At 36.0% G+C, this 17,196-nt stretch carries 17 protein-coding genes; 10 read left to right on the forward strand and 7 right to left on the reverse strand.

The genetic code is table 11. The annotated features are described in order from the left end of the window. The first annotated feature begins 476 nt into the window (after window positions 1–476). The 3 genes from BN1082_RS05410 to BN1082_RS05425 all read left to right on the forward strand — a co-directional run bounded on the left by BN1082_RS05410 (window position 477) and on the right by BN1082_RS05425 (window position 2,693). Entirely contained in the window at window positions 477–677 is a 201-nt protein-coding gene (locus BN1082_RS05410) for a hypothetical protein (RefSeq protein WP_090631881.1), read from the forward strand. A 257-nt stretch (window positions 678–934) separates the two neighbouring features. Then, window positions 935–1,222, forward strand: coding sequence for a hypothetical protein (locus tag BN1082_RS05415; RefSeq protein WP_090631884.1), 288 nt, complete (start codon window positions 935–937; stop codon window positions 1,220–1,222). A 544-nt stretch (window positions 1,223–1,766) separates the two neighbouring features. Continuing rightward, window positions 1,767–2,693, forward strand: coding sequence for an NAD(P)-dependent alcohol dehydrogenase (locus BN1082_RS05425; RefSeq protein ID WP_090631887.1), 927 nt, complete (start codon window positions 1,767–1,769; stop codon window positions 2,691–2,693). A 184-nt stretch (window positions 2,694–2,877) separates the two neighbouring features. Here BN1082_RS05425 and BN1082_RS05430 read toward each other — a convergent pair whose 3' ends face one another. The 4 genes from BN1082_RS05430 to BN1082_RS05445 all read right to left on the reverse strand — a co-directional run bounded on the left by BN1082_RS05430 (window position 2,878) and on the right by BN1082_RS05445 (window position 6,770). Further along, complete coding sequence (locus tag BN1082_RS05430) at window positions 2,878–3,822, reverse strand: cation diffusion facilitator family transporter (RefSeq protein WP_090631889.1); 945 nt, start codon at window positions 3,820–3,822, stop codon at window positions 2,878–2,880. A gap of 325 nt (window positions 3,823–4,147) precedes the next feature. Further along, on the reverse strand, window positions 4,148–5,509 hold the full coding sequence (gene bioA, locus BN1082_RS05435; RefSeq protein ID WP_245640323.1) for an adenosylmethionine--8-amino-7-oxononanoate transaminase: 1,362 nt from the start codon (window positions 5,507–5,509) through the stop codon (window positions 4,148–4,150). After that, window positions 5,496–6,209 carry a dethiobiotin synthase gene (gene bioD / locus BN1082_RS05440; protein WP_090631892.1) on the reverse strand — a complete coding sequence of 238 codons (714 nt, stop codon included), beginning with the start codon at window positions 6,207–6,209 and terminating at the stop codon, window positions 5,496–5,498. Before bioD ends, bioA begins: the two co-directional genes overlap by 14 nt. Window positions 6,210–6,212: 3 nt before the next feature. Next, window positions 6,213–6,770, reverse strand: a complete 558-nt coding sequence (locus BN1082_RS05445) for a biotin transporter BioY (protein ID WP_090631895.1) — start codon at window positions 6,768–6,770, stop codon at window positions 6,213–6,215. 120 nt (window positions 6,771–6,890) lie between these two features. Between BN1082_RS05445 and bioB the strand changes: the two genes are divergently transcribed. Next, window positions 6,891–7,880, forward strand: coding sequence for a biotin synthase BioB (gene bioB, locus BN1082_RS05450; RefSeq protein ID WP_090631899.1), 990 nt, complete (start codon window positions 6,891–6,893; stop codon window positions 7,878–7,880). A gap of 91 nt (window positions 7,881–7,971) precedes the next feature. Here bioB and BN1082_RS05455 read toward each other — a convergent pair whose 3' ends face one another. From BN1082_RS05455 to BN1082_RS05465, 3 genes are all read right to left on the reverse strand, one after another. Then, the gene (locus BN1082_RS05455; RefSeq protein WP_090631902.1) at window positions 7,972–8,670 is read right to left on the reverse strand and encodes a YoaK family protein; all 699 of its coding nucleotides are present in this window, start codon (window positions 8,668–8,670) and stop codon (window positions 7,972–7,974) included. A 322-nt stretch (window positions 8,671–8,992) separates the two neighbouring features. After that, entirely contained in the window at window positions 8,993–9,901 is a 909-nt protein-coding gene (locus BN1082_RS05460; protein ID WP_090631904.1) for a TIGR03943 family putative permease subunit, read from the reverse strand. Further along, the gene (locus tag BN1082_RS05465; RefSeq protein ID WP_090633174.1) at window positions 9,898–10,914 is read right to left on the reverse strand and encodes a permease; all 1,017 of its coding nucleotides are present in this window, start codon (window positions 10,912–10,914) and stop codon (window positions 9,898–9,900) included. Before BN1082_RS05465 ends, BN1082_RS05460 begins: the two co-directional genes overlap by 4 nt. 187 nt (window positions 10,915–11,101) lie before the next feature. Between BN1082_RS05465 and BN1082_RS05470 the strand changes: the two genes are divergently transcribed. The 6 genes from BN1082_RS05470 to rpmG all read left to right on the forward strand — a co-directional run bounded on the left by BN1082_RS05470 (window position 11,102) and on the right by rpmG (window position 16,797). Then, complete coding sequence (locus BN1082_RS05470; protein ID WP_090631907.1) at window positions 11,102–11,539, forward strand: GNAT family N-acetyltransferase; 438 nt, start codon at window positions 11,102–11,104, stop codon at window positions 11,537–11,539. Window positions 11,540–12,662: 1,123 nt separating this feature from the next. Next, the gene (locus BN1082_RS05480; protein WP_090631912.1) at window positions 12,663–13,445 is read left to right on the forward strand and encodes a metal ABC transporter ATP-binding protein; all 783 of its coding nucleotides are present in this window, start codon (window positions 12,663–12,665) and stop codon (window positions 13,443–13,445) included. 11 nt (window positions 13,446–13,456) lie between these two features. After that, the gene (locus tag BN1082_RS05485) at window positions 13,457–14,281 is read left to right on the forward strand and encodes a metal ABC transporter permease (RefSeq protein ID WP_090631914.1); all 825 of its coding nucleotides are present in this window, start codon (window positions 13,457–13,459) and stop codon (window positions 14,279–14,281) included. A 35-nt stretch (window positions 14,282–14,316) separates the two neighbouring features. Beyond that, window positions 14,317–15,252 carry a metal ABC transporter solute-binding protein, Zn/Mn family gene (locus tag BN1082_RS05490; protein ID WP_090631917.1) on the forward strand — a complete coding sequence of 312 codons (936 nt, stop codon included), beginning with the start codon at window positions 14,317–14,319 and terminating at the stop codon, window positions 15,250–15,252. Window positions 15,253–15,441: 189 nt separating this feature from the next. After that, a complete protein-coding gene (locus tag BN1082_RS05495) occupies window positions 15,442–16,623 on the forward strand; it encodes a GTP-binding protein (protein WP_090631919.1) in 1,182 nt (393 codons plus the stop codon). A gap of 24 nt (window positions 16,624–16,647) precedes the next feature. Continuing rightward, window positions 16,648–16,797: a 50S ribosomal protein L33 gene (gene rpmG / locus BN1082_RS05500; RefSeq protein ID WP_090631922.1), complete on the forward strand. Its 150-nt coding sequence runs from the start codon at window positions 16,648–16,650 to the stop codon at window positions 16,795–16,797. Window positions 16,798–17,196: the final 399 nt, after the last annotated feature.

The raw sequence follows: 17,196 nt of genomic DNA on the forward strand, positions 1-17,196 counted from the left end.
CTTAATAATTAATACGAAGTGAATCAGTTAGCGAACTTGCTGAAAAGGGTGTTGTCATTAAAAAAACAAAATCATTTTCGGACATCATGAGTTTGGTCACAAAAATAGATTTATATTCCTGAAATCAGGAAAAATTTTTCGGGAAACAAGAAGCCTTCTACATTCCCGAAATCAGGAAAAATTCAATATTTGGGGAAACAAGAAGCCCTCTACATTCCCGAAATCAGACAAAATTCAATAATTCGGGAAACAAGAAGCCTTCTATATTCCCGAAATCAGGCAACATTCAATATTTTGGGAAACTAGAAGCCCTCTACATTCCCGAAATCAGTCAACATTCAATATTTGGGGAAACTAAAAGCCCTCTACGTTCCCGAAATCAGTCAAAAATCAATTTTTCGGGAAACAAAAAAGCCTTCTACGATTATTGAAACTTGATTGAAGAGAAATAACAAAAATAAAAAGGAGGTTTTAGTGTGGTCATACAATCTAATATGTCTCCTAAAGCCATAGTTGAAGTGTGGAAAAATACAGCACCCATTTTTGAGAAATTTAATGTGCCGCTTTCTGAAAAGGCATTGGAAACTCTTTTTGAGACAGATACTCTTACTAAACTTCTTGTTGAATTAAATTCTGTTGTTGGAAGTTCCTCTGTTACGTGTATAGAAGGTGGCTGACAAATGCCATCAAAGAAGGAGTAGGTTACTCCTATAAAAGTATCAGGTAGCATTTCTTAAAGTTGTTGAAGTTATTGTATAAAAAGACTTAAATCCAGGTATGGATATTTCCATTAAAAAACCAAAAACATCATTCGGTGTTTTTGGTTTTTTTTTACTTGGGGAAAACGCTTGAAAAGATAATGTTATAATGTTACATTATTACCTCGGTACCAAAATAACAATTGTTATATTTTTTGATAAAAGGAAGGTAAATTATGAAACAACAAAACGATCAAATGAGTGGGAAAGATCAAAATATTAAAGTTGAGCGCGTGCAAACTGGAATGAGAATGGAAAAAAGAATGGTAAAAGTATTAAAAGCGATGGCAGAGTATCATGATATTCCACTAGGAGTTCTTATTGAAAGAATTGTTCTTCGTGCATTTGATAACAAGCTCGTTTTTAGCGAGGAGAGTCTTAAAAAGATTAAATCAATAAAAGAAGTTTACGACATGAATTATGATTCAGAAACGAGTAATCGTTGGATCGATTCTGAACACTAGAATTTTTTTATTAAGTGATTTTAGCTTATAAAATCTCATTTTAATTAGCATATGAAATAACAGAGTGACAATATTTCTTGTCACTCTGTTAATTAAAAACTCTTCTTATAATGGAAATTTGGAATAAGTTAAATTATATTTTTTCTGGGTTTTTAACTCTCATGGAGATAATATATCCACAACTAGAGCAAATATCAGCAATAATCTCTGAACCACTTCTTAGTATTTGCATGTCTATAGGATACATTCTGGCGTAACAATCTGTTTTCCTTGTTTAATTTCTTTAGAACCACATTCTGGACATATTTTTAACCTATCCATATAATTACACCCACCGCTATATAATTTACAACTCTCCTAACTTCAGCATTAATTCCTACTCTGTATACACTATACATATAATACCTCATTTTACTATATTTGGTATAAAAAGTGTGTTATTCCTCATAAGTTGTTCGCTTCAGTTTCGTGAGCAAAGTTTTTTTATTGGAACTGATAACATAAGATTAAAATAATTAGATCAAAGAAATTAAGGAGGATCGTTATGAAAGCAATTGTATGCACAAAATACGGTTCACCAGATGTTCTGGAACTCAAAGAGGTAGAAAAACCAATTCCGAAGGACAATGAAATACTAGTAAAAGTTCATGCGACAACAGTCGTATCAGGAGACGTAAGAGTTCGGAGTCTAAATGGTCCTTTCTTGTTAACGATCGCCATGCGAATTTACTTGGGTCTGAGAAAACCGAGAAGATCAATACTGGGTGTAGAGTTAGCGGGGGAGATAGAGGAAATAGGGAAGAATGTAAAAAAATTTAAAAAAGGCGACCAAGTTTTTGCTATGACTGGGATGAATTTCGGGGCTTATGCCGAGTACATCTGTTTACCTGAAGAAAGTCCAGTGGCAATAAAGCCTGCCAATGTGACCTTTGAGGAAGCAGCTACCGTTTCTTTTGGGGGAACTACAGCACTTCATTTTTTTAGAAAAGGAAATATACAGGGCGGACAAAAAGTTCTTATCTATGGAGCTTCCGGTGCGGTAGGGACTTCCGCGGTCCAGCTTGCCAAATACTTTGGGACAGAAGTTACCGGGGTATGCAGTGCCGCAAATTTTGAATTGGTGAAATCGCTGGGAGCCGATAAGGTAATTGATTATACGAAAGAGGATTTTACGAAAAGAGAAGAGCGTTATGATATCATCTTTGATGCAGTTGGGAAGATCTCGAAATCAAAATGCAAGAAAGCACTAACTACGAACGGGACATACGTGTCAGTTGTAGGGCAGGGGATAGCAAAGATACTTACTGAAGATTTAATTTTCCTCAAAGAGCTTATTGAGACGGGAAAGATAAAATCGGTAATTGATAAAACCTTTCCACTGGAGCAAATTCGCGAGGCTCATAAATATGTAGAAAAAGGACACAAAAAGGGAAATGTAGCAATAACTGTGGTTCATAATGACAAAACCTAACAAAGCGTTCGTGATGAACTAGGTGACAGAATCAAGCGTTTTGCTGAAACTGGAGAATAAAAAAACTAAAAAAACCAAGAGAAAATACTCTTGGTTCAGACTGTAGAGAAGTTAATTTTCTCTACAATTTTTTTGTCCAGCTCCTTGCCTCACGGGGCTGACCAAGGCGCTGGAGCTTTTCATATCAAGCAAGACTGTTCCTGCAGCAACATAAGTCCTGTCCATATTGTCCGTGTTCATTAATGGCAGGGTGTTCAATTTGAACTGTTGAGTGCTCGAGCCCATACTTTTCTTTTAACAGTTTGTTTATGTTCGAAACAACACGAAACGAGTGACTGTCGTCGCAAATGAATACATGTGCTGTAATAGAGTAGTGGTCGGTTGTAATCGTCCATAGATGCAGCTCGTGAACGTCTTTAACCCCTTCGACCATTTTTATATCCGCGCGAATTGCATCAAGATCAAATTCTTCTGGCACCGATTCCATCAAGATCAGATAAGATTCACGAATAATTTTTGCACCACCATAAAAAGTGACGCCTCCCATTATGATACTGATTAAAGGATCGAAGATGGTGAGATTTGTAAAATAAATCAAAATGGCGGAAATGATCACTCCAACAGTATTCAGCAAGTCTCCTATAAAGTGCCAGAGTGCACTTTTGATATTCAGATTGTTCTCTTCCTTCATACTACGAATTAAAATGATCGTGAGAGTAGAATGAACTAACAGACCAATAAAGGAAACAATTAACATTAATTGTAGATCAACTTCATTTGGATGAATGATTCGTTTTATCCCCTCGATAAATATTCCTATTGAGATGACGACCAAACCAAGCCCATTTAAAAATGAAGCTAAAATTTCAAAGCGAAGGAAGCCGAATGTATATTTTTTATTCGAATTTCGTGTAGCTAAGTAAATAGCAGTTATACTCAACCCTATAGCTAGTACATCAGACATCATATGTGCAGAATCTGACAAAAGAGCCAGAGAATCGGCTATTAATCCACCAACAATTTCGACAGTAGTGAAAAACAGAGTGAGAATTAAACTAATCCATAATGTTTTCTTTGATGTATCTTGTTCTTTAACGTGATTTATATGGTGAAAATCATAATTTTTCATATTATTTCTTCTCCTTTCTCTGCTAATCATACTTCCTAATAAATAGTGCTGTCAACCGCTAATTGAGAAAATTAAAATCTAATTGAGAATGATATTCATGATTAAGTCTAATAAGATTACTAATTATGGTTAATTTAGGTAGTTATTAATGATAATTATTATTATTTAGGTTGATTGAAGACACTAAGATTTATTATGTACGATTATAAGAAAAGAAATAAATGAAGGTGTAAAATGATATTGTTTTAAGTCAGTTGTTTCTCATATTGCCATAGCATCAGCATTTTACTTTTGCTTTCTCGGAATACTTATTGATTATTGCTAGTTACATGTTTTCCGAAATAGATTGATATATGATTCTAATTGCTTCTTCTAGCTCACTTTGATTCATGGCTAAAACGGGTATGAATGTTAATACTTGATCTAATTGACGGATAATTAGTCCTTTTTGAAGTGCAGTTAAGACAATGTTATCAAGTTTATTTTCTTCACTTGGAAAAATAGTTTTTGTTTCTTTGTCTTTTACAATTTCTATACCAATCATTAATCCTCGTTGACGTATGTCTCCTACAATATCTAGCTTATATAAGTCTTGTAAGTGTTCACTTACGAATAAAGCATTTGATTGAACTTTTTCAATTAATGCTGTTTCCTCCATTAGTTGAATATTTCTTAAAGCAACGGAACAACTTAGTTGATTACCAGTATAGGTATGGCCATGGTAAAATGTTTTATGCTCCTTTTTTTCTCCTAAAAAAGCATCAAAAATCTTTTGACTCGTAATAGTTGCTGCAAGAGGCATGTAGCCACCAGTAATCCCTTTTCCTACACATAAAATGTCAGGTATAACCTCTTCTTGTTCACAGGCAAACATTGTTCCTGTTCGACCAAAGCCAACTGCCACTTCATCACAAATAAGGAGAACATTATATTTTCTACAAAGGTTTTCAACGCCTTTTAAGAAACCAGATGGATGTGTAATAATTCCAGCTGCTCCTTGTACTAGAGGCTCGATGATTATACCAGCAATTTCATCAGCTTTTTCTTTTAGTAAGCTTTCTAATCGTTGTAAGCAGAAGTTTTTGACATCTTTACTATTATCGAATTCTGTCATTCGATACGTATGAGGTGTTGGTAATGAGACACGTTTAAATAATAATGGCTCAAAGATACGATGATATAAGTCCATACCACCAACGCTAACGGATCCGATAGTATCACCATGATAGGCATCGTCTAAAGAGATGAATGTATTTTTATTTTTAAATTTCTCAGGGTTGATATTTTTCCAATATTGATATGCAATTTTTAATGCGATTTCAACGGAAGCTGAACCCGTATCAGAATAGAATACTTTACATAAGTTTCCTGGAGTGATTTCTGCTAATTTCTTTGCTAGTAGAATAGAAGGAACATTGGCAGAACCTAATAAAGTAGAATGAGCTATTTTATGTACTTGATTTGTCAGTGCTTCATTTAATTCAGGAACATTATGACCATGGACATTTACCCAAAGAGATGCATAGCCATCTAAGTATTTATTGCCTTCTATATCAAATAAATAGCTACCTTGTCCTTTTTCAATTATCAGGGGTTTATTTTGTTGATAAATCTTCATTTGTGTAAATGGATGCCATATATATTCTTTATCCCAATTTTCTAAGTCTTGCATTTCATAGTGTTCCATGAAGAAAAACCTCCTTGATTTGCTTCTCAAATGATTCGGACTGAATACAACTTTCAGAAAAACGCTCTATTTCGTTTTTTACATCTTTAAAAAAAGGAATAGTAAAAGCAGGTAATTGCACGATACGCTGGATCGTTTCGATATTGTTCTGATGAATGGCGTTCTTTTCTTCATATCTATTGAAAATCAATGATTGAATAGAAATACCATAATGTTGGGCATATTCGTTTGTTGTTAATACATCATGAATGGAACCAAGACCGCTTGGACTAACAAGAATAGCCGGTATATTTGCATCTTTTATAAAATCTTTGGTCATGTAAAAGTCATCTTCTCGTTCAATTAAAGGAACAGCTAATCCTCCTGCACCTTCGACTAATACAACATCATGCGCTTGTTCTAATTCTTTCAACCTTTGTAAAACAGCTTCAATATTCACTTCGGCACCTTGTAGCTTAGCCGCTAGATGGGGGGAAGTTTCAGGCTCGAAGGTGTAAAATCCAGCATTTTCAACGCCAATGACTGACGAGAACCAATCTAAGTCTGGATAAGTTTGTGTTTGTTCAATTAATCCTGTTTGAAAAGGTTTAAATACGGTTGTTGACAATCCAAGCTTGTTTAATGAGAAATACAAGAAACCAGTAGAGATCGTTTTTCCAATATCAGTTCCTGTTCCTGTAATAAAAAATGATTTACCCATAAATCATGCTACTCCTTTCATAACTGTGTTTTTTAATCTTGGCCGAACTTTAGAGATGATGACAGCACTTATAGCAGCTAATAGTAGATCACCAGGAGCAGGTAAATAGAAACCAAATACCAATGTTTCATGAAGAGACAAAGGTTTTTCAACTATCCATTTCATTGCTCCGTAAAGCCAGATACATCCAAAAAAGTAGACAATGAGAAGTGTACTTAAGTTCGCAAAGAAAATAGAATAGACTCTATTTAAATTAAATCTATGTATGATCCAACCATTAGCAAAAGCTCCTAATACAAACCCAATCAAGTAACCAAATGTCGGTTTGAAAATATAACCTGGACCACCTCCTTCAGTAAAGATTGGTAATCCCACTAATCCGAGCAATACATAGCAAAGTTGACTTAAACTGCCAAGCTTAGGTCCTAATAGCGCACCTGCAAGATATACGGATAGTATTTGTAGTGTAAAAGGAATATAGGGAATAGGAATTTTAATAAATGCACCTACTGCGGTAAAGGCAGCGAATAATGCTGCAAAAGCTATTGTTTGATTTTTCAAAATTGCACCTCTATTTTTTATTTTTTCTTGATTAATATTTTGCATGATTTATAATTTATATGTCAACTAAAAATATAATCAGGTTGACATATTAAATTCTATGAGAGTGAGGAGAAGTGAATGATTAAAGAAATGGAGCTAAACCAACTGGCAGAGCGAGTAATAAGTGGGGAAATGTTGAATAAAGAAGAGGCTCTTGCTCTTTTGCAAGTAGAAGATACCAAGATTTTAGAATTAATGAATGCAGCTTATAAGATTCGTTATCATTACTTTGGGAATAAAGTGAAATTGAATATGATCATTAATGCAAAATCTGGTCTTTGTCCTGAAGATTGTGGATATTGTTCACAGTCAATCGTTGCTGAAACACCGATTGATAAATATGCATGGATAACGAAGGAGAAAATTATTCAAGGAGCTCAAGAGGCAATTTCTCGTAAAGCGGGTACATATTGTATTGTTGCTTCAGGAAGACGTCCAACTGATAAAGAAATTTCACATGTTGTTGACGCTGTAAAAGAGATTCGAGAAACAACAGATTTAAAGATTTGCTGTTGTTTAGGATTCTTAAATCCAGATCATGCTCAAGCTTTAGCTGATGCGGGGGTTCATCGATATAATCACAATCTTAATACACATCGTGAACAATATGAGGAAATTTGTACAACACATACATATGAACAACGAGTAGAAACCGTACAACAAGCTAAAGAAGTGGGTATTTCACCTTGTTCTGGTGCTATTTTTGGAATGGGAGAAAATAATGAACAGCGAGTAGATATTGCCTTTGAACTGCGTGATTTAGATGCTGACTCTATCCCTTGTAACTTTCTCGTAGCAATTGACGGAACACCATTAAGTGGAAAAAAAGACTTAACACCTATAAACTGTTTAAAAATCGTTGCGATGATGCGATTTGTAAATCCATCGAAAGAAATTCGTATTTCTGGCGGACGTGAGGTAAATCTTGGCTCTCTTCAACCGCTAAGTTTGTTTGCTGCTAATTCTATTTTTGTTGGTGATTACTTAACGACAGAAGGTCAACAACCAATAGCTGATTGGAAGATGATTGAGGACTTAGGTTTTGAAATCGAGGAATGTGCTTTGTAAAAGTCAATGATTATTACAAAGGACAAAACCTCCAATGATTTATCTATGGAGGTTTTGTCCTTTGAAAAAATATGAGGTTTTATCAGAGCATTCAACAATTGCGTTTTCTTATATAACCCCTGTCCCTATGATACAAAATAAGCGCAACCACTAATATTCCTGCTGCAATCCATATCGATTTGTCCCCTATATGCTTGGTGGAAAATGTCCCTATCAACGCACCAAGTAAAAAAGAAAAAATGATGACAAAAAATTCTTTGAATTGTTTTTTCGCTTCTTGATTATTTTCTATGAATGCCGAATAGGCTGCCTGTGTTGCCGTTCGAAGATTCCCTGTTGTCATTGTTGAACTGTAGTTCCACTTGTCTAGTTTATTAAAAGTAGAGATTTGTAAAGATGATACAAACGCAATACATACTGTTACAAATAAATTAGGTACACTTTTTGGTAAGATCCCGACAAAGATTAAAACCAAACATTCTAATATAAGAATAGAACGTCTATAACTATGTAATAATTCTCTTACATGAGGAATCTTAACGATTTGCGATACCAAAACACCTAAAATAAAAGCTAAAACAGGTGGGATATAATGCAAAGCAGCTTCCCATTCCTCATTAGCTGCTTTTACAGCAAATAGTACAATATTTCCTGTTTGCGCATTAGCAAACACGCCATCTCTGCTGACGAAAGTATATGCATCTAAAAAACCTCCAACTACAGCCAACAATACACCCAAACGAACAGAGTTTGAAGATAATGAGGGAATCGTAGGTAGTTTATCTTTCATAAATTATCTCCTTGAATCATATATTGAAGAAATTCTTTTATCATTCATATTCTGCTTAATTTTAAAACAATATTCCGTTAAAATCGTCACAGCAAATTCGCAATACCTTTCATGATTTTGTTTTTTTATCGACATTAGATATAATTTATTACCCTATCAAGTTTTTTAACCATAATCAACAAAATTATTTAACATAACGTTTAAAAAAAAGAAATCTTGAACAAAAAATGATAAATAATTTAGTTTTAAAAATAATGTTAAAAATTAAAAACCGGTACGTGCGCTGGTGTGAGTGGGAAGGAGGTTAGCCCCCCAATCTCCATCACTCGATCTTGATACCCACATCAAACACATAGGGTTGCTCTGGAGCTGAAATTGTTGAAATATGTTTGATGTTAATGACGGGGATTGTAGAGCCGTCATATTGGGTTTGCTCAATCGTGCCAGTCACCTGTACCCATTTATCTTTTTGCAAGGCTGCGACATCTCCTTTTGCCATAAATCCATATACAGAAGCATCCGCCACACAACAAGTAATCCCAAATCGAGCCACGATTATTTGGTTTTGCATGAAATTCTTTTCCCGATAGACAAACCCTTTTGTGGTAATAGTTTTACCAATCATACCCTTTAAATTATCTTGAATGATATTCATCATCGGTACATATTGGTCATCATTAATATTGATCATGTTTGTTTTTAACAGTTTCGCTTTTAATACGCCGTATTGCGATTCCGTTAAAGGCTCAGGTTGATTGGCTGTTGAAGCAGAATTGTTGGTGGAAGGGGACGAAGTTGATTTTTGAAAACCGGGAATGGTTTTACCATTTTGGCTTACATTTAGTGAATTTGCTCCAAGTTTAATGGTTCGGTTCGTTGCCACGGAGCTATTAAGAACGTTATTTTCAAAAAGAAACCCAGTGATGATTGGCAGAATAAACAATAAATAAAAAAATACACTTTTCATAAGTGATGACGGGTAGGAATGTTCCCTTTCACAATGACAATGGTAATGATGTGCTTCACCTGAAGTTCCTCTTAGGATTAATAGAACACCTAATAGTAGAAAAATTAATAATGTAATAGATATGAAGACAACCATTTTGGGGGCGATCAATAGTGTAATATCATGTGTTAAGAGTAATTTGAAAAAAAACATCATAAACCCTATAAGAATAATCCCTCTTAAAAGATGGTGAAAGGAAGCTGCTTCCTCATATTTATTCCTCATAATGCACCTCCACGTAAAAAGATCAGTTGAAAAACAGAAACGGTTATATAGATCACGATTGGCGTTACAATTAATAGTGAAAGAACAACTTTTTTCTTAAAATAGGCGAATAGCATCAGGGTATTTTTTATGTCAATCATCGGTCCAAAAACTAGAAAAGCAAGCAGTGCTCCTTCTGTAAAAGTTGAACCAAATGAGGATGCAACAAAGGCATCAGCTGAAGAACAAACGGAAAGGACATAAGCAAAGCCCATCATGACCCCAGGTGCTAAGGCGGTGTTTGTCCCTACTGATAAAAGTGCATTTCGGTCAAAGAATGTCTGGAACAAACTTGCTAGGAAAGCACCAATGAATAAATATTTTCCAGTATCAAATAGTTCATCACTAGCATGGTATAACGTTTCTAAAAATTTATTTCCTTTTGTATGGTGGTGATGATGGGGGTGTTTATCTGCTTGGTTTTTTAAAATATTTTCTCCCTTAAATAATCGGAAGACGATCAGTCCGATGACTATGGAACTAATAAAACCAACAAGCATTCTAGCATTTGCCATATAGGGCGTGCTTTTAAAAGCAAAATAGGTTGAAGCATAGACGACAGGGTTGATGATGGGAGCACTAAGCATAAAGACAATTCCAACATGCGGAGGCATGCCTTTCTTTATTAACCTACTAATCACGGGAACAATGGCACACTCACAAATAGGAAAAATAATTCCTAGCAGTGCAGCAGGTATAACGGCTAAATAAGCATTACGTGGCAATAGTTTTTGAATGGTATTTTCGGAAACAAAAGATTGGATGATGGCTGATACAAAAACCCCTAATAATATAAATGGTATAGCTTCTAAAATGATACTTAGAAAAATGGTATTAACATTAAAAAAAGAACTAGGAATTCTAGTGAAAATAGAGTTATTTCTAATCTCCTCTGCAAAAAGAAAGAGAAACACAAATGTGCAAAAAAGAAGAAAAATGGTCCAATCTCTTATGATCCTTTTCATTATTAACACCACAAATCTACCTCCTTAATCTAGCAACTCTATCATATGGTTATGCACCGTTTTGGTGTTTATTCATTAAAAATCGATTAAGCTCTCGTAGTACCCGTCTGTTATTAAGATAATAATTGGGAATTGTGTTAAAATTTAAATAATATTTTGTGACAGTTAAAAGGTTAGTGAAAGGATTTGACTACAAATGGATATAAGAAAACCAAATGATTTGGAACTTAAACAGGTTATGTCGCACTCTCCACAAGCTGTATTTGATGGTACTTTGGGGGCAATTAAGCCGACGGATAAAAAAATCAAACAGCTAGTTGAACCACTACTGAAAAAGGGCGGCTATTATTTAATAGCAACAGAAAACAATCAATTAATGGGCTGGATTCTTATAGGATCGAGTAGGGACGAATTTACTGATAAGACGAGTGGGTATATTTATGAATTATTTGTAATAGAAGAATTTAGAGGGAATGGGATTTCCAAGCGGCTAATGAGAGCTGGTATTGATCAACTGAAAAACAAAGGATATTCAGAAGTCCGTTTAAGTGCATATGCAGGGAATCACGCAATAAAACTGTATGAAAAATTAGGATTTAAAATAAGAAAAGTTTCAATGAGTTTGCCATTATAAGTAATTGTAAAAGATTCCACAGGTATTAATATAAATAGTGCCCGAAGAAGGAGAAATCGCGATTCCACGGGCACTAAAAAAGAAAATAGTGCCCGAAGAAGGGGAAAACTCGAAAGCATGGGCACTAAAAAAGAAAATAGTGCCCGAAGAAGGAGAAAACTCGAATACACGGGCACTAAAAAAGAAAATAGTGCCCGAAGAAGGAAAATTCGCGTATGTACGGGCACTATACATTCCTAAAGTCAGGCAAAATTCAATTTTTCGGGAAACTAGAGGCCATCTACATTCCCGAAATCAGTTAATATTCAATTTTTCAGGAAACTAGAGGCCATCTACATTCCCGAAATCAGGCAAAATTCAATTTTTCGGGAAACTAAAGGCCTTCTACATTCCCGAAATCAGTTAAAATTCAATTTTTCAGGAAACTAGAGGTCTTCTACTTTCTCGAAATCAGGCAAAATTCAATTTTTCAGGAAACTAAAGGCTTTCTACTTTCCCGAAATCAGGAAAAACTCAATCTTTCAGGAAACTAGAGGCCATCTATCCGCGAAAGCCCGGGCACTAAAAAGGATTTACGAGCCCGAACTCATGTGTTTTTCTCGAAAGTGGTCACGTAAAAAAGTATACGTGCCCGAACTCATGTTTTTTTCCCGAAAGCGGTCACGTAAAAAGTTTTACGTGCCCGAAATCATGCAATTCTCTCGAAACAGGTCACGTAAAAAAGTTTACGAGCCCGAACTCATGCATTTTTCTCAAAAGCGGTCACGTAAAAAAGTTTACGAGCCTGAACCAATGCATTTTTCTCAAAAGCGGTCACGTAAAAAAGTTTACGTGCCCAAACTCATGTGTTTTTCCCGAAACTGGTAACGTAAGAAAATCAACTCCATTTTTTAACAGCTATAAAAAGAGCCAACAGAAAACAATAGTAGAACATCATTAAGAAAACCAGTGATAGTCCTATTTCGACTTCACTGTTTTTCTTTTTTTTATTGCTACAGCTTCTTCATTTTATCCGAAACCCAAAAATCCCAGCATTAAATAATTGACATATTAAATCGAAATCATTACTATCTATAAATAGTAACAATTTCGTTTTAATTTTAATCACGAAGGACGTGTCGATTTGACTGAAGCAGTAACCCTTAAAAATGTAAATGTATCTTTTGACGGAAAATGGGTTTTACGAAATCTTACTTTCTCAGTTGAATCTGGTGAATTCTTAGGAATTATTGGTCCCAATGGTTCAGGGAAAACAACTCTTATGAGAGTTTTACTTAGCATGCTTAAACCACAGGAAGGTTCGGTTGATATCGTAAATGCTTCTGGTCTTGGTTATGTACCACAATCCAGACATATCGATCCTGAAACACCGTTATCAGCTCGGAATTTTGTAAGTTTAGGACTTCCTCATAAATTTAGACCATGGCAAACTAGAAAAGATCGTTTGATCGTTGAAGAGGCAATGGAATTGACGAATTCGAGCAATTATGCCGATAAACCGATTGGAAAATTATCAGGTGGGCAGCGGCAACGTCTGTTTTTAGCTCAAGCATTGGTAAAAAATCCACAGATACTATTGCTGGACGAACCTACTTCCAATTTGGACCCAGGTGCTCAAGAAACAATTGCATCGGTGGTGGATCAAATCCGCCGAGAACGTGGAATAACCGTATTATTTGTAAGTCATGACGTCAATTTAATTTCGCGATATGCGGATAAAATCCTATATATGACCCAGGACTCTTATGCGATCGGAGCGGTCGATGAAATTATGCAGTCCTCCGTGTTGTCAAACCTTTATGGTATGCCAGTAGAAGTTGTCCATGCGGGTTCAAATTTACTCGTCTCATTTGCAAATACAAAGGAAACCGCCGCATCAATTTGTGTTCATTCGGCGGCAGAATAGGTGGTAATTTAATGTTTCAATTTGATTTTATGCAACATGCTTTTATAGCTGGAACGATAGTCGCAATTATGTGCGGTGTAATAGGAGTTTACGTGATTGCTAGAAATAGCTCTTTTATTGCCCATACGTTTTCACATATTGGATTCTCTGGTTCTGCCTTTGCTGTCTATATGGGATTTAGTCCGTTAAATGGGTTTCTTCTCTTTACCGTTGCAAGTGCACTAGCAATTGGACAGATGGGAGTAAAGGTCTTTAGACGAGAGGTCTCCATTAGCGTTGTTTTAAGTGTTTTTCTAGGGCTTGGATTGTTGTTTTTGTCTCTTTCAACCAAAAACGCTAATTCGATGACTTCACTTCTTTTTGGAAATATACTCGGCATAAGTTCAAGTGAAGTATGGCAAATTTCGCTTTTATCCGTTTTGGTTCTTCTTTTACTAACACTAGGTTATAAAATGCTTAATTTTGATTCGTTTGACCCAGTGGGTGCTCAAGCAGCTGGATTACCAGTACGTTTTATCTCCATCTGTTTTTTGCTTTTACTTGCGGTAGCAACAACAGAAGCTTCACAAATGGTGGGTGCTTTGCTGGTATTCACTCTTATGACCACACCAGCGGCGGCGGCTCGTAACCTAACAAATTCAATCGGACGAATGATCTGTATTTCCTCACTCATCGCTTTAATTGGAGTATGGGTTGGCTTGGTTGTTGGCTACTATACAAACCTACCAATTAGCTTTTTGATTACAGCAATTGAAGGTTTATTGTATTTTGTTTCCCTTGGCTGGAAATCACTCCATGAACGTATGAAACCTATTGAAGAAGCTACTACTGTATAGAAAATCTAGAAAAAATAAAAAGGAGAAACATGTATATGTTGAAATTTAGTAAACTCCCAAAGATTGCAGGTCTTGCAGCATCGGTATCCTTGATTTTTCTATTAAGTGCCTGTGGTTCGTCATCGAGCACTCCATCAGGTGATTCATCTAGCAAGTCAACATCTAACGGTAAAATAAAAATCGTTGCAGCTGAGAATTTTTATGGAGAGGTTGCAAAAGCTGTAGGAGGAGATCATGTAGAGGTTTCGAACATTCTGGACAATCCTAACACTGATCCACATGATTTTGAACCGACTCCAGATGTGGCAAGAACGGTAAGTAAAGCTCAAATGATCATATACAATGGCGTGGGATATGATGCCTGGATGGATAAGCTAATTAATGCGGATTCCTCCTCAAAATCAAAATCCATAACCAAAGTGGCAGATGATGTGATGGGCAAAAAAGAAGGGGATAATGAACATATCTGGTACAATCCTGACACGATGCCGAAACTAGCTAAGAAAATTGCTGATGATTTGGCAAAGTTAGACCCAAGTCAGGCTCAAACTTATCAAAAAAATGCTCAAAACTTTATCGATTCATTGGCGCCACTACAAGAAAAAGTTCAGAAACTAAAACAAGCAACTGGAACAAAGATTGATGTTTCAGAACCTGTATTTGATTACATGGCAAATGCCCTTAATTTGGATATAAATGATCAGAAATTTTCCAAAGCCATTGATAACGGCTCTGAGCCTTCCGCTTCCGATGTCGCTCAGTTGCAAAGTGATATTAAAGATAAAAAGATCAAACTACTTGTCTACAATACCCAAAACTCTGGTCCGACAGTCGAAAACCTTGTGAAAATGGCAAAATCCTCTGGAGTTCCTGTTGTAAAAGTTACCGAGACGGAACCAAAGGGCAAGAACTATTTACAATGGATGAGTGATCAATTGGATCAAGTAGCTAAAGCATTAGGCATTCAATAAAGAAATAACGATATGGATAAAAATAGTAATGTAATTTCAACTATTTTTTGTTAGCAATAAACATGAAGAGGATCTTAGTTAGTAGTCTTCCCCTGCTAAGATAGAGGGGAAGAGAATACTTTTAAGGATAGACGTACAGGTATAACATTTAAATCGTAATCATTTCGATTTGTGAAAGGGGAAATAAAAATGAAGAGAATACCAGTAACTGTATTAAGTGGCTATTTAGGTGCAGGAAAAACAACATTATTAAATCACATTTTAGCAAACCGGGAAGATAAAAAGGTTGCTGTAATCGTTAATGATATGAGTGAAATTAATATTGATGCATCCTTAGTAAAACAAGGAGGTTTTTCACGAACAGAAGAAAAACTGGTAGAAATGCAGAATGGATGTATTTGCTGTACTCTTAGGGAAGATTTAATAAAAGAAGTGGAGAAGCTTGCTGCCATAGGGGATATTGATTACATTGTCATCGAATCAACTGGCATTAGTGAGCCGATACCTGTAGCCCAAACATTTACATACGTTGATGAAAATTTAGGAATTGATTTATCGGCATTTTGCAGGCTGGATACCATGGTGACTGTTGTCGACGCGAATCGTTTTTGGCATGATTTTGCTTCCGGGGAAAGCCTACTTGATCGGAAACAGGGTACCGATGAAACCGATACAAGAGAAGTAGTCGATTTGTTAATTGATCAAATCGAATTTGCCAATGTTATTTTGTTAAATAAAGTGGACCTAGTAGAAGTGGAAGACAGACATGAAATAAAAACAGTCCTTCAAAAACTAAATCCAGAGGCCCGCATTATTGAAACAGATCACGCCATCGTTCCACTAGACCAAGTTTTGAATACAGAACTGTTTGATTTTGAGAAAGCAAGCCAAGGTGCCGGCTGGATAAAAGAATTAAATAATGAACATATACCGGAAACAGAGGAGTACGGGATCTCTTCTTTTGTTTACCGCAGACGACTTCCTTTTCATCCTGAAAGATTCATGAACTGGTTAGAAGATTGGCCAGTGGAAGTTGTTCGGGCAAAAGGCTTCTTATGGCTGGCATCCCGCAATAATATCACAGCATTACTGTCACAAGCTGGTCCTTCCATAACATTTCAAGGAGCCGGTGAATGGATCGCAGCCTACCCTGAAGAGGAGCAACGAAATATTTTAAGAGAGGAACCAGAATTGCAGGAGAGATGGGATGAAGTTTATGGTGATCGGTTGACAGAGCTTGTCATGATTGGAATTGACATGAACCAGACAGAGATTGAAAAAACACTGGATGACTGTTTATTAACAGAAGAGGAACTAAATTTAGAGTGGTCTACATTTAAAGATCCGCTACCACCATTTGTGGAAGCGTAAAACCAAAAATCGGAGGATTTCAAAATGAGAGTGAAAATTACATTAGCATGTACAGAAACGGGAGATAGAAACTATATTACAACAAAAAATAAACGAACAAACCCAGATCGACTGGAATTAAAAAAGTATAGCCCGCGTTTAAAAAGACATACATTGCATCGCGAAACAAAATAAGAAAGAATAACAAAATCAACAGGATAGATGATTTTACCGTATCTGAGGCTGTCCCAAAAGGTGATAGGCTCCACTATATGTACAAAGTTTATGATGATTTTTCCGCTATGTTGATTGGAGCGGAAGGCGCTCGACTCATGCGGGAGTACACTGGCAGGGGAGACCCCGCAGGCGCAATAGCGCCGAGGAGGCTCCCCGGACCGCCACTAGAGCGGAAATCAGCAGACAAAGTTTGACAGACCATTAATAAAAAGGGGGTGCACCTAAAAGTTATACTTTTGGGACACCCTCATGCTTTTTGTAATGACCCTAAATAAAGAAAAAGCTGATCGTGCATCTCCATATAACAATGAAGCGTAGTCTATTAGCATAAGAATTTTGGGCAAAAGCAATCGGAAT

Source organism: Neobacillus massiliamazoniensis, from assembly GCF_001048695.1.
GTDB lineage: Bacteria > Bacillota > Bacilli > Bacillales > Cytobacillaceae > Neobacillus > Neobacillus massiliamazoniensis.